General features: G+C 65.6%; 11 protein-coding genes. 3 read left to right on the plus strand and 8 right to left on the minus strand.

Going from position 1 to position 13,244, the window contains the following annotated elements:
• The first annotated feature begins 29 nt into the window (after positions 1–29).
• Complete coding sequence (locus ACVMDN_RS29915) at positions 30–962, plus strand: sugar-binding protein (RefSeq protein ID WP_141340359.1); 933 nt, start codon at positions 30–32, stop codon at positions 960–962.
• Between the two features lie 127 nt (positions 963–1,089).
• Here the strand turns inward: ACVMDN_RS29915 and arcC are convergent, their stop codons facing one another.
• From arcC to ACVMDN_RS29955, 8 genes are all read right to left on the minus strand, one after another.
• Positions 1,090–2,049 carry a carbamate kinase gene (arcC, locus tag ACVMDN_RS29920; protein ID WP_057017420.1) on the minus strand — a complete coding sequence of 320 codons (960 nt, stop codon included), beginning with the start codon at positions 2,047–2,049 and terminating at the stop codon, positions 1,090–1,092.
• Entirely contained in the window at positions 2,033–3,574 is a 1,542-nt protein-coding gene (fdrA, locus tag ACVMDN_RS29925; protein ID WP_141340358.1) for an acyl-CoA synthetase FdrA, read from the minus strand. The genes arcC and fdrA overlap by 17 nt, the downstream gene beginning before the upstream one ends.
• Positions 3,571–4,821 (minus strand): DUF1116 domain-containing protein, encoded by a 1,251-nt coding sequence (locus ACVMDN_RS29930; RefSeq protein ID WP_456814857.1) that lies wholly within the window; start codon positions 4,819–4,821, stop codon positions 3,571–3,573. Before ACVMDN_RS29930 ends, fdrA begins: the two co-directional genes overlap by 4 nt.
• 10 nt (positions 4,822–4,831) lie before the next feature.
• Complete coding sequence (locus tag ACVMDN_RS29935) at positions 4,832–5,020, minus strand: hypothetical protein (RefSeq protein WP_253641275.1); 189 nt, start codon at positions 5,018–5,020, stop codon at positions 4,832–4,834.
• A 106-nt stretch (positions 5,021–5,126) separates the two neighbouring features.
• Entirely contained in the window at positions 5,127–6,128 is a 1,002-nt protein-coding gene (locus ACVMDN_RS29940) for a DUF2877 domain-containing protein (RefSeq protein ID WP_456814858.1), read from the minus strand.
• A gap of 31 nt (positions 6,129–6,159) precedes the next feature.
• The gene (locus ACVMDN_RS29945) at positions 6,160–8,694 is read right to left on the minus strand and encodes a branched-chain amino acid ABC transporter ATP-binding protein/permease (protein WP_456814859.1); all 2,535 of its coding nucleotides are present in this window, start codon (positions 8,692–8,694) and stop codon (positions 6,160–6,162) included.
• On the minus strand, positions 8,691–9,566 hold the full coding sequence (locus tag ACVMDN_RS29950; RefSeq protein WP_076826929.1) for a branched-chain amino acid ABC transporter permease: 876 nt from the start codon (positions 9,564–9,566) through the stop codon (positions 8,691–8,693). The genes ACVMDN_RS29945 and ACVMDN_RS29950 overlap by 4 nt, the downstream gene beginning before the upstream one ends.
• 40 nt (positions 9,567–9,606) lie before the next feature.
• Positions 9,607–10,815 (minus strand): ABC transporter substrate-binding protein, encoded by a 1,209-nt coding sequence (locus ACVMDN_RS29955; protein WP_371852122.1) that lies wholly within the window; start codon positions 10,813–10,815, stop codon positions 9,607–9,609.
• A gap of 19 nt (positions 10,816–10,834) precedes the next feature.
• Between ACVMDN_RS29955 and ACVMDN_RS29960 the strand changes: the two genes are divergently transcribed.
• Complete coding sequence (locus ACVMDN_RS29960; protein ID WP_168855413.1) at positions 10,835–11,962, plus strand: polysaccharide deacetylase family protein; 1,128 nt, start codon at positions 10,835–10,837, stop codon at positions 11,960–11,962.
• Between the two features lie 55 nt (positions 11,963–12,017).
• Positions 12,018–13,223 carry an amidohydrolase family protein gene (locus tag ACVMDN_RS29965; protein ID WP_456814860.1) on the plus strand — a complete coding sequence of 402 codons (1,206 nt, stop codon included), beginning with the start codon at positions 12,018–12,020 and terminating at the stop codon, positions 13,221–13,223.
• Positions 13,224–13,244: the final 21 nt, after the last annotated feature.

Here is a 13,244-nt window from a genome sequence, read left to right on the forward strand (position 1 = left end):
AGGCACGATAAGAAATGTGGAGGGAAACAATGAGAAAGGCACTTCTTGCCGCTGCGGTCCTCGCCATGATGGCAACGCCTGGCTTGGCCCAGAGCTACAGATTCGTGATCGTGCCCAAGGCCATGAACAACCCGTTCTTCGATTTCGCGCGCGACGGCTGCCAGAAACGCGCCAAGGAGCTCGGCAACATCGAATGCATCTACAAGGGTCCTGTCGAGCACGAGCCGGCGACGCAAGCGCAGATCATCCAGGATTTCGTCACTCAAAAGGTGGATGGCCTGGCGATCTCGGTTGCCGACGTTGCCGCGATGACCAAGTCGATCGAGGCGGCAAGTGCAGCCGGCATTCCCGTCATCACCTTCGACTCGGACGCGCCGGGCTCGAAGCGGATTGCCTATATCGGCACCGACAACAAGGAGTTCGGCCTCGCGCTCGGCAAGCAATTGCTGAAGCTGCGGCCTGATGGCGGCAGATACGCGATGATCTCCGGCGGGCCGGGTGCGGAGAACCTGGCCGAGCGGGTCGACGGCGTGCGTGAGGCACTCAAGGGCTCGAAGTGGACCGAGGTCGGGGGCTCGCCGACCTTCTGCAACGACGATCCCGCGCTCGGCGTTCAGCAGATGAACGATCTGCGCACCGCTGCTCCCGACCTTGCAGCCATCATCCCGGTCGGTGGCTGGCCGATGTTCGCGCCCGAAGGCTTCAAGGCGTTCGCCAGCAAGAGCAAGAAGGACATGGACGCCGGCAAGTTCACGCTCGTCGTGGCCGACACCCTCAAGATGCAGCTTGAGCTTTTGAATGAGGGTTACGCAAATGCGCTGATCGGCCAGCGCCCGTTCGAAATGGGCGAGAAAGCGATGGACACGCTGCTTGCCATCAAGAAAGGCCAGAAGGCGCCGCCGATCATCCACACCGGTCTCGACGTTGTGACAAAGGACAACGTCGCGGCGATGCTGAAATAGGCGCGCAGGCAGCCCGAGCGGAACGGCATGGTTCCGGGCCCGTGCTCGCGGCCGACCGACATCGGTATCCCGCTGGGCAGATCCCGGCGGCCATCATCAATGGTGCCGCCATCGCATTTGACGAACGCTAGGGAACTATGTGGGTCCCGGTCTCGCCGGTCAGCGCGCCCATTGCGCAATTAAGATGGCTGATGATCGCGCGCTTTCCACCACCTTCGAGAAAGCGGATGGCGGCATCGACCTTGGGCCCCATGCTTCCCGGCGGAAAATGGCCCTCGCGATGATAGGCCTTGATCTGCGCCAGGCTGACCTGATCCAGCTCCCTCTTGTCGGGCTTGCCAAAATTGATCGCGACGCGGGGCACCGCGGTCAGGATCAGCAGTTCCTCGATGCCAAGCACGTTGGCGATATGGGCTGAGGTCAGATCCTTGTCGATCACTGCCGGCACGCCGGTGCGCACGCCCCGTTCGTCGCGGATCACGGGCATACCGCCGCCGCCGCCTGCGATAACGATCGTGCCGCGCTTGACCAGCGCGTCGACCAGCGAAATGTCGCAGACATGTTTGGGTTTCGGAGACGGCACGACATGGCGCCAGCCACGCCCGGAGTCCTCGCGCATTTTCCAGTTCAACTCGGCGCTGATGCGCTGGGCTTCCTGCTCGGTGAAAAACGGTCCGACGAACTTGGTCGGATTGGCGAAGGCGGGATCGTTGGCGTCGACCTCGACCTGGGTCAGCAGGCTGGCGACGTGCCGGCCGTTGCCATGCGCACGCAAGACGTTCTCAATCGCCTGCATCAGAAGATAGCCGATGCCACCTTGGCTGTGTGCGACGCAGATGTCCATCGACATCGGCGGGATCCGGCTCATCGTCAGCATCTGGCGCATCATGATCTTGCCCACCACCGGCCCGTTGCCGTGGGTGATCACCAGTTCGTTGTCGAGTTCGGCGAGCGGCAGCAGCGCCTCGGCCGTATGCTGGGCGACCGCCTTCTGCTCGTCCGAGGTGCCCCTGATGTCTTCGGGGTGGACGGCATTGCCGCCGATCGCGATCACGAGACGGCGCGGGACCTCATTGAGTGTTCGCATAGCGCGGCATCCTGACGTCGTTGACGGAAAAAGCGAGAGCAAGGTCGCAGGCCTGGGCATTCGACGGCGCCACCACGATGCCGGCGTCCTCGAGCAGCCTGATCTGCGCCGAACGCACTTGGCGATCGAGCTCGGTCCCCGTCACTGACGCAACCAGGACCGGCGCGTCATCCGCGCGGCCCGCCGCGACAGCCGCAAGATGCGCAGCCGGATTGTCATGTGCGCCGTATCCGATCACGAGATCGAGCAGGATGACGGCGACCGCGGGATCGGCCAGCGCCGCCCGCAACGCATCGTCGCGCACCGAGGGATCGATCATCGGATGCGGCCGGCCCTGGGTATATTCGTCGGCCCCGAGGTCGACGATGCGGTCCCTCCCCTGCGCCTCCGGCTCACCGAAATGCGGGACGCCGGGAATAGCGGCGTTTGATGCCACCTTGCGACCGCCCGCGGCAAGGATCACCTGCGCCTCGGCGCAGAGCGTGCCGCCGGCGAACAGCCCTTCGATCCGCTGCGCCGCCTTGCGTCGCGGCGGCAAACGCGCAGCCACGGCGGCAGCGTCGAACTTGCCGCCAATGCTCCGGCCGTTGCCCAGGACTTTTTCGGCCGCTTCCCTCAATGTAGTCGCAAAGCGTGCATTTGGCGGCAGGTCCTCCGCGGCGGCGCCGATGAAGCACACTGTGTAGGGCTTCGAGCTCCGGCCGATCCGGCCAAGCACGGCCCTGGCGACGTCCGGATGCGGCGGCTTGGAGATGAGCACGACGCGATCGGTCTCGGGATCGGCATCGAGGGCGTCGATCGCCATCAATGTCGTGATGCCGCCAATCTCCTTCTTCAAATCCCGTCCGCCGACGCCGATGGCGTGGGAAATTCCTTCGCCCGCCTCGGACAGCAGGCACGACACCTCCTGCGTACCGGTCCCCGATGCGCCGATGATCCCGATCCTCCCACGCTTCAGCCGGTTGGCGAAGGCGAGCGGCGCGCCGCCGATGACCGCCGTGCCGCAGTCCGGTCCCATCATCAAGAGGCCCGCTTCGCGCGCCTGCTGCTTCAGCGACAATTCATCCGCAATCGAGACATTGTCGCTGAACATCAGGACATGAAGTCCGCGGTTCAGCGCCTTGCGCGCTTCTGCCGCGGCGAACTCGCCGGGAACGGAGATCAGGGCGAGGTTGGCGGCGGGTGCGGCCTTGACGGCCGCGGCAATGCTGCGCGGCCGCCACGCCGCTTCGCCCGTGCTGCTCGTCTTGGGGCGATCGAGCGCCTTTTGCGCTTCGGCAAGCGCGACGCGTGCCGCCGCTTCGCTCTCGGCCTTGATCGCGAGGATCAGATCATTGCCCTGCGCGATCACCTCGCCATCGAGCAATCCGGCGTTGCGCAAGATCGCCTGGTTGGACGGCGTGCCCATCATCAGCGCGGCTTCGATGACGCCCGCCGCCGACGCGATCTCGCGCGACAACCGCATCAACGCCACCGAGTCGAGATAGAAGCCCTTGCGAATTTCGTTCAGGACAAACGCGCTCATGACACCCCCAGATCTTCCGCAATGGCGAGGACGGCCTGCCGGAAGCAGGCCATCGGCGCCCGCACCACGCCGGCGCCGACCTGGCCGATGCCGGGGTCGCGATGCGCGATGCCGGTGTTGATGACCGGTGCAAGGCCGGTATCCACCACCAGGCGAACGTCGATGCCGGTCGGCACGCCGGCAAAGTCGAGCGCGGGGATCGTCCATTCCGGATTCTGCCCGACGGTGATTTCACTCATTGCCCGCGTGAAATTGCCCGCCGACGACGGTGCGCCAGCGCCGATGAAGCCGGCAACTGCCGGAGCTGCTGCCATCGCGAAGCCACCAAGCCCGACCGTCTCGACGATCGCAGAGTCGCCCATGTCGGGATTGGCATCCTTGCGCGAATAGCCCGGGAAATAGAGCCCTTCCGGCATTTCCACCGGCGCCGTGAACCAGCGATCGCCCAATCCGCTGACGCGGACCCCGAAGTCGGTTCCGTTGCGGCACATCGCGGTCACCACCGTCGAACCGCGAATCCCGCTGGCGGGATCGGTCAGCGCCTTGCCCATCGCCATCGCGATGTTGAGAAAGAACTGATCGTTCTGCGCGATGAAGCCAATGCAGCTTGCGAGAACCTCGTTGTCGCTCGAAGTGCGCGCCAGCGCCGACCCGATCTCGCGCAGGAACACGCTGGAGCAAGCCAGGTTGCGCTGGTGCATTTCGTCGCCCATCGAGAGCCCGCGCGCGATGATCGCCTTCAGATCGATCCCGCCATGCGCGCGGATCGCCCTGGCCAGCACCGGCCCGAATACGTCACGCAGCCAGCCGAGGCGGGCCAGCACGCTATCGTCATTGCCGCCGAAGCGCATGACCTTGCCAAGGCCCTCGTTGATGGCGCAGTAGGCGCGGTTGCCGTATTTGACGTTCTCGACGACGAACACCGGCATGGAGACCGTGGTCATGCCGGTCATCGGACCGACCGCGCCGAAATGATGGTTGGGGTGGAAGGCGACGCCGCCGCCGGCCGCGAGTTCGAAGGCGGCTTCAAGATCCGGAGCCCAGCCTTCGAACACGATGGCGCCTGCCACCGCGCCACGCATCGGACCGCACATTCGGTCCCAGGTGATCGGCGGCCCGGCATGAAGGATCATGCGTTCCTTCAACCCTTCCAGCACGTCGCGTGCCGGAACGATATCGATCAGCCTGGGCTCACCCTCGAGGATGCGGGCCAGCGCCTGCTTGTTGGCGTCTTCGATCAGCTTCATGGCCGCACTCTCACGTACCGAGCTTGGCGAGCAGTGCCGCCATTTCGGGATCGCCGTCGGCGGGCGGCGTCCAGTCGACCTGCACGACCTCGACATCGCAGTCCCGCAAGTCCTTCACAAAGCCTGCCAGCCCGACGTTCACCACGCTTGGCTTGCTCATCAACAAACGCCCGCTCGGCGTCCCTTCCTGCTTGGTCACCACTTGCGGCCTCCCGAGATCCGATGCATCGATCTTAGTAAGAAAATTTTTACTTTGTCAAACACGCGCGACCAGTCGTCCAATTCCCGTCGCGGCGCATGATCGTCTAGGCCCCTGCGATTGATCGCGTCGGCGGGCCGTTGCCGGTGAGGCCGGCATGATGCAGCGCGCTGTCGTTGAGCAGCCGGCACTCGATCGCGCGCAACACCATCAGCGCACCTGCAAACGCATCCAGTCCAGAGCTTTGCCCGATCCGCGACAGCGCCGCGACCGCGGACTTGATACGATCGACCCGTCCGCCAATCGTCGCGTCGATGGCTTCATGGAGCGCCGCCGCCGCGAAGCCGAGCACGGCACTGTGCAGGTGGGCGGCACTGATCTGATTGGTCCGGCCGAGATGCGCGCGACAGGTCTTCCACAGCGCGTCGCGCGTCGCGAGACGGCCGAGGTTGGCGAGCGCGACCAGCGCGCCGCCGATCAAGTCGTCGCCGGATGGCGTGAGCCCGGGACCAAGTCCGATCAATTCGACGATCTCCGGGTAGTCACGCGGTACGCATCGCTCTCCGCGAAGCCCGGCCTCGATCAATTGCTTGAGCGCGGCGAGCGCCGGCGCCGCGGCAGCGAGCACCCGCGACGGCCTTGTGGGCGGCTCCGCGCCACCCGAGGCGGCCAGCCCCTGCTCGACCGGCAAGCGACGCCAGACCTGATCGACCATCGCAAGCCCTGCCCGCAAACTGTCGACCGTCCATTCCGGCGAAGGCGGCGGCGCCCATACGGAGGCCGTCTCGAAACCGGCAAACCGCATACCGTCGACGAGCAGCATCGTGTCGACGATCGCAACCTCTTGTCCGGGAACGAGCAGCCGCGGCTCGATCCCGGTGCACCGAAGATGCAGCGGGCCGGAGCCGAGGTCTTTGACACCGATGCAGATCCAGCAGTCGTCGAGCACCGCATAAAGGCTGCGCTCGAACACCGCCGCAATACGGCCGCGCCGTCCGCTGCGCAGCGCGCGGCGCGCAAGCACGCCGACCTCGATTACGGCACCGCCGTCGAATCGTTCAGACACGGGCGCGCCGGGCAGGTCGCGAAACGTATTGCCTGGCCGCATCACACCGATCTCCTGCTGCGCAACCATGGCGTCAGGACGTGAGCACGGCGGTTCGCGGCACGCTACTCCCGTGGGCCTCTCCGCCGAGATAGGCGGCTTCAAGCGAGGGATCCTCCGCGATGATTTCGGCCGCACCGCTCTTCAGGATGGTGCCGGTCTCAAGCAGATAGGCCCTGTCGGCAAGCGCAAGGGCTTGCCCGGCCATCTGATCGACCACGATCAGGGTCATCCCCTCCACGCGAAGCTGCTCGAACGAGGCGAACAACTCGTCGACGACAAGCGGCGCCAGTCCAAGCGACGGCTCGTCAAGCATGAAGACCTTGGGCGCGGTCAGGAGCCCACGCGCGACTGCGAGCATCTGCTGCTCGCCGCCCGACAAAAGGCCCGCGCGATGGTTGATACGCTCCTTCAGGCGCGGAAAGCGGGCAAACATCGCGTCGATCTCCGCGTCGAGTTCGAGACCCTTGCGTGCGAAAGCGCCGAGCTGCAAGTTCTGCCGCACCGTCAGCTCGGGAAACACCTGCCGTCCTTCGGGTACCAGCACGATGCCGGCCCTGGCGCGGATATGCGCCGGCATCTTGTCGACGCGGGCGCCGGACAGCCGGATCTCGCCGACCGACCGCGGTGGTTCGAGACCGGCAATCGAGCGCATCAGGGTGGTTTTGCCCGCTCCATTGGCGCCGAGTACGGCGATGGCCTCGCCGGGCGCGACGGCAAGGTCGATCCCACCGAGCGCCCGCGACAGGCCATAGAAGGCATCGAGCGTGCGGACTTCGAGCGCCGTGCCTTGTTTTGCCGGGCGCGTCGCGCGGCGCCGCTCACCCGACGGCGCATCGCCGAGATAGGCCTTGCGGACCAGCGGATCGTTGCGGATCGCCGCCGCATCGCCGATCGCGATGCGCTTGCCGCCATCGAGAACGACGATGAGGTCGCTTAGCGACATGATCATCGGCATGTCGTGCTCGACGATGATGACCGCGATCCCGGTCTCCGCGATGCGACGGAGCAGAACCGTCAGCCGCTGCTTGTCGCCCTTCGAAAGACCCGCGGCCGGCTCGTCGAGCAACAGGACCTTCGGACGCAAGGCGAGCGCCCTCGCGATCTCGACCAGTCGCTTCTCACCATGGGGCAGCGCGTCCGCGCGTCTGCTCAAATCGCCGTCGACACCCGCAAAGCGCAACAGCGACCGTGCAAGGCGCTCCTGCGCGTCATTGTGCAGCGCCGACACGATGTTACCGAGCTTGCCGGCCGTCGCCGCCAGCAGGACATTCTCGATGATCGAGAGCGAGCCGAAGAGCTGCGTCGTCTGGAACGTTCGCGCCACTCCGACACGCGCAAGCTGGTGCGACGGCAAGCCGGTGACGTCGCGGTCGCCAAGCTTCACAGTGCCGGATTTCGGGCGGTAGAAGCCGCAAAGCAGATTCAGCGCGCTGGTTTTCCCCGCACCATTTGGGCCGATGACGCTGATTACCGTGCCGGGTTCGGCGGTAAACGAGACGTCCTGCACGGCGCGGACACCGCCGAACGAGATCGAGAGGTTTGCGACGTCAAGACGCGACGCGCTGCTGGTTCCGATGCTGAGGTCGGCGACCGGCTCGACGGCCCCCGCGCCCGTATCGGCCTTCGATCCCGCCGGCAGGAACCTTGCAGCGAATTGCTCGATCAGCCCCATGATGCCCGAGGGCGCGACCCGCAGCACGGCGAAGAGCAACACGCCAAAGGCAAGCAGACGATACTCCGCGAGATCGGACAGCATTTCCGGCAGCAGCACGACGAGCGCCGCCCCGATCACCGGCCCCAGCGCCGAGCCGGCGCCGCCGACCATGACGCCGAACAGCAGCAGGATCGATTGCAGAAAGGGGAACGAACTTGGACTGATATAGCCCTGGAGGGGCGCAAATAGCGCCCCCGCCAACGCCATCGCTGCCGCCGAGATGATGAACGCCACGGTGCGGACCCGCACGAGATCAATGCCGATCGAGCGCGTCGCAACCTCGGTGTCGCGGGCGGCACGCATGGCGTAGCCCCAGCCGCTGCGCTTCAAGCGCTCGAACAGGATGAGGCCGGCGAACACCAACACGACGCCCGCGATCGCCAAATGCCGCTCCGACAGCGGAAAGCCGAACACCTGCGGCGGCGCGGTCAGGATCAGGCCGTTGCCGCCGCCCGTGAGGTCGCGCCACTCGATCGTGCCGTGCTCGACGATGAAGCCGAAGGCGATTGTCACCATCGCGAGATATGGACCTCGCACACGCAAGGCCGGCATGGCGAGCAGGCCACCGACGACGCTGACAAGAGCAATCGCTGCAGCCGTCGCCGCAAGATAGGGCCACCCTGCCTTCTCCATCAGGAGCACGGTCGTATAGGCCCCGATCGCCATGAAACCGATGTGGCCGAGCGAGATCTGCCCTGCGAGACCGAGCAGCACGTTAAGGCCGATGCAGGCGATCGCCGTCAGCGAGATGGTCGCGACCAGGAATACGCCGTAGCTGTCGGCAACGGCGGCATAGAGGATGGCGGCCGCGAGTGCCGCGACGGCGGCGAGAACGGAGACGCGAGAGGTCATACCTTTTTCACTCCGGCTCGGCCGAGCAGCCCGTGGGGGAGGACGACAAGAATCGCGATCACCGAGGCGAATGTGATGATCTGGGTGTAGACCGACCCCAGATAGTTGGTCGCGAACACCTCGATCAGGCCGAGGCAGAGCCCGGCCAGCATCACGCCCCAGGCGCTGCCGAGACCGCCGATGATCGCCGCCGCGAAGGCCTTGATGCCGAACAGCGTGCCCATTTCCGAGGACACGTTGAACAGGGGCGCGATCAGCAGCGCCGCAACCCCGGCCAGCATCGCCGAGACCGCGTAGCTTGCCGCGATGGCGCCGCTGACGTTGATGCCCATCAGACGCGCGGCGTTCGGGTTCTGGACCACCGCGAGCATGGCGACGCCGTGACGCGTCCTGCGACTGAGCAGATGAAGTGCCAGCGCCAGCAGCAATCCGACCACGGGAATCAGGAGTTGCAACGGATAGACGCCCGCGCCCTCGACGATCTGGATCGGCTTGGCCGCCAGGACGGACGGAAAGCTGCGCGGCTCCTTGCCGAAGACGAACATCATCACATTGTCGACGATGATGCCGACCGCAACGGTCGCCATCAGCCAGTTGTCGGAGCCGCGCTGCACGAATGGCCGAACCGCAAAGCGCTCAATCAGCAGGCCATAGACCGCGCAGACGAGCAGAACGGCGGGAATGCCGGCCGCCGCCGGCCAGCCCCACAGCACGAGGAAGAAGTAGCCGGCAACGGCTCCCAGGGTCATCGAGCTGCCCTGGGAGAAATTGACCGTGCCGGAGACGGCGTAGGTAACGTGGAAGCCAAGCGCAAGCAGCCCGTACATGCTCCCAAGCGCCAGTCCTGTTATCACCGCGGGAAGAAATGACATCGATGACCACCCTGCTTGTTTGTCGGACGATCTCGCGCGGTCAGTTCCGTGCGAACGGCATGATGTGGTTGTCCTCGAACCGCGCCCAGATGTAGTCGCCCGCCGTCAGCGCATCGTGCTTGTCCTGCGCGAACGGCTTCTCGTAGGTCTTGATCAAGCCATCCACGCGATCGATGGCGTAGAAGCCGTCACGGACGGCGGTCGGTTCGGTGCCACCGGCCTTTTCGATCGCTCGCGCAATGACCAGGATGGAGTCGTAGGCGTTGGCCACGCCAACCGCCGGCGTCACGTCCGCAGGCCCCTTGATGTCCGAATACTTCGCCTGAAGGGCCGACATCACCCGCTTGCCGACCGGCGACAAGTTCCCGAAGAAGCTGTAGGTCTGGACGAAGATCACGTTCTCCGCGCTCGGCCCGGCGAGCTCGGTGAAGCGGCCGCCGGCCGGCCCCCAATGCGAGACGATCGGCGGCGCCCAGCCCATACGGTCGAGCGATTTCACCACCTGGGAGGACGGTCCGACGTTGCCCACCAGGTAGAGCGTATCGGCGCCCGCCTGCTTCAGCCGCGACAGCTGGGAAACGACATCGACGTCGTTGCCTTCAAACTTCTCGACGCCGGCAGGCTCGATTCCTGCGGCCTTCAATGCCGCCTTCAGGCCATGCTCGTTCGACTCGCCCCAGGGATTGTTGACCAGGATGAGCCCGGGCTTCTTCGCATTGTACGTCTTGCGCGAGAACTGGACGATCGCCTTATCGACCTCATCGTCCATGGCCGAGACGCGGAACACGTAGTTGGACGGGGCGCCGTTCCGCGTGATGTTGGTCCCGGCGGCCCATGGCACCACGAACGGCACCTTGACGTTGTTGACGAACGGCACGATGGCGAGCTCGACCGGCGTGTCGAGGCCGCCGACCAGGACCGCGACCTTCTCGCGCTGAATCAACTCGCGCGCCGCGATCAGCCCTTTGGCCGGATTGCTCTCGTCGTCGCGGCGGACGAGCTCGAGCGGACGTCCGAGCACGCCGCCCTTCGCATTGATTTCCTCGATGGCGATCGTCGCTCCGCGGGTGAGCGCCTCGCCGGCGCGCGCCGACTGTCCCGACAGGGCGGTCACCAGGCCGATCTTGATCGGTTCGGCCGCGCGCGCGCCGAACGCGAACGGCAACGCGGCCAGCAGGATCGTCGCAGCGGCGTGCCAAGCCGGCCAACGACGCGCAGGTCCGGACGAAACTATGCTCCTGAAGTTCATGTTCGGTGTTCCTCCGCTGATGGCGGCCTCGGCATCGAAGCCGCCAGTTCCTCCGCTGCCGCTTATGCGCGGACTTGACGGAAGTAAAAACTTTCTTCAAAAATATTCCGATGTCAAGCGAGCGATCAACCGCGCGGGGAAGATTCCGATGGACCCAAGGAATGTCGAGGCCGGCGACGTGTTGATCTCGATCGCGGAAGATGGCGACCGCCTGTCGCGCAGGGAAGCCGTGCTGCGCTCGGATTCTGTCGGACCGGTCCTCGCCGCTCACGGACGCTATCGCTACAGCGCGATCGGGCAACGCCCGGATTTCAATTGGCCGCAAGGGCGGCGGCTTGCCGTCTACGTCGGTCTCAACCTCGAGCATTTCGCATTCGGCGACGGGCTCGGTGCCGAGCTCTGCCCCGGCGGTCCGCATCCGGACGTCCTCAACTATGCCTGGCGCGACTATGGCAACCGTGTCGGCGTGTGGCGCCTGATCGAGCTGTTCGACGAGCTGAAGCTGCCGCTGTCGGTGCTCGCAAACAGCAGCATCTATCACTACTGCCCTGAAGTCATGGAGGCATTTCGCGCCCGCGGCGACGAAATTGTCGGTCACGGCCGCACCAATTCCGAGCGCCAGGGTGTGCTTGCGCCCGACGAGGAGCGGCAATTGATCGCGGAAGCGACCGATGTCATCGCGCGAGCCGAAGGGCGGCCGCCGCGCGGCTGGCTGGGGCCCTGGATTTCGCAATCACAGGTCACGCCCGATCTGCTGGCCGAAGCAGGCTACGAGTACCTGCTCGACTGGTGCATGGACGATCAGCCGGTGTGGTTCTCGACGCGGAACGGCGGCCGCATCCTTTCAGTGCCTTATCCGCAGGAGTTGAACGATATCCCTTCGATCGTCGGTCGCAAGGACTCCGGCGAGCAGTTCGCCGCCATGATCACCGAGACGTTCGAGGAGATGCTGGCACAGTCGAAAAGGCAATCGCTCGTCATGGGAATTGCGTTGCACCCCTATCTGGTCGGCCAGCCGCACCGCCTACGTCCGCTGCGGCGCGCCCTGCAGACAATCCTGGCGCGGCGTGACGAGATCTGGATCACCACCGCCGGAGGTATAGCCGCATTCTCGCGCGCGCTGCCCGATGGCATCGTCCCAACATGATGAAAACGAATCGGGCCCCGATCGCCTCGCCATTGCGACGAACCGGAGACGACCAGTGAGCACTGCCGACACGCTGTTTCGAAACGCCCGATTGGTCGATGGGCGCACCGTCGATATCGCCGTGCGCGATGGCCGCATCACCTCGATCGCGTCGCAATCGCCGGTCGCGGCCGGCGAAACCCTTGATCTGGCCGGACGCCTGGTGTTGCCGGGGCTGGTCGATGGTCATATCCACCTCGACAAGGGCTTCGTCGGCGACGATTGGAAGTCCCACCGCCCCTGCACCGCCGGTTTCAGCGTGCGCGAGCGCGTCAAGTTCGAGAAGGAGGCGCTTGCCGGCGCGAGGCCGATTGCGGTGCGGGCGGCCGCGCTGATCGACCTCTGCGTCGCGCACGGCACGACCTGGATGCGCAGCCACGTCGATATCGACCTTCAGGTCGGGTTGCGCAATCTCGAGCAGGTCATGGCGGCGCGTGACGCGCACCGCGACAAGGTGTCGGTCCAGATCGTCGCCTTTCCGCAAAGCGGCATCGTGACGTCGCCGGGCGTGGCCGGATTGCTCGACGAGGCGGTTCGCGCCGGCGCGGACCTGGTCGGCGGCCTCGATCCGGCGGGTTACGATGCCGACATCGACGGGCATCTCGACGTCATCTTCGGCATTGCCGATCGGCGCGGGGTCGGCATCGACATTCACCTGCATGACGGCGGCTTGCTCGGTATTTTCGAGATCGAGAACATTGCACGTCGGACCAAGGCCCTCGGGCTCGGCGGCAAGGTCACGATCAGCCATGCCTATGCTCTCGGCGAGGTGCCGCGAGACGTGGTTCAGCGCACCGCGCAGCTGCTCGCCGAGGCCGGGGTCGCGATTTTGACCAACGCGCCCGGAGCGCATGCGTTTCCGCCGGTGTTGCTGCTGCGCGATGCCGGCGTCAATATATTCGCCGGCAATGACAACATCCGCGATTCCTGGTGGCCCTACGGCGACGGCGACCTCCTGGAGCGCGCCATGATCGTCGGCTACCGCTCCGGCTTCAGCACCGATGCCGACCTGGCGGCGGCCTTCGACATGGTGACCACCAACGCCGCGCAGGCACTCGGCCTCCCGGACTATGGGGTGGCCGAGGGCGCGGCGGCGGACTTCGTCGTGATCGACGCGCAGCACGTGCAAGAGGCCGTGGTGGCCCGGCCCAGGCCGCGCGACGTCTACAAGAATGGGCGCCTCGTCGCGCATGGCGGCACGGTCGTGACGTCGGCGCGTTGATGTGGATGTGGAGACCGGAAC

The organism is Bradyrhizobium sp. USDA 4510 (genome assembly GCF_054059095.1).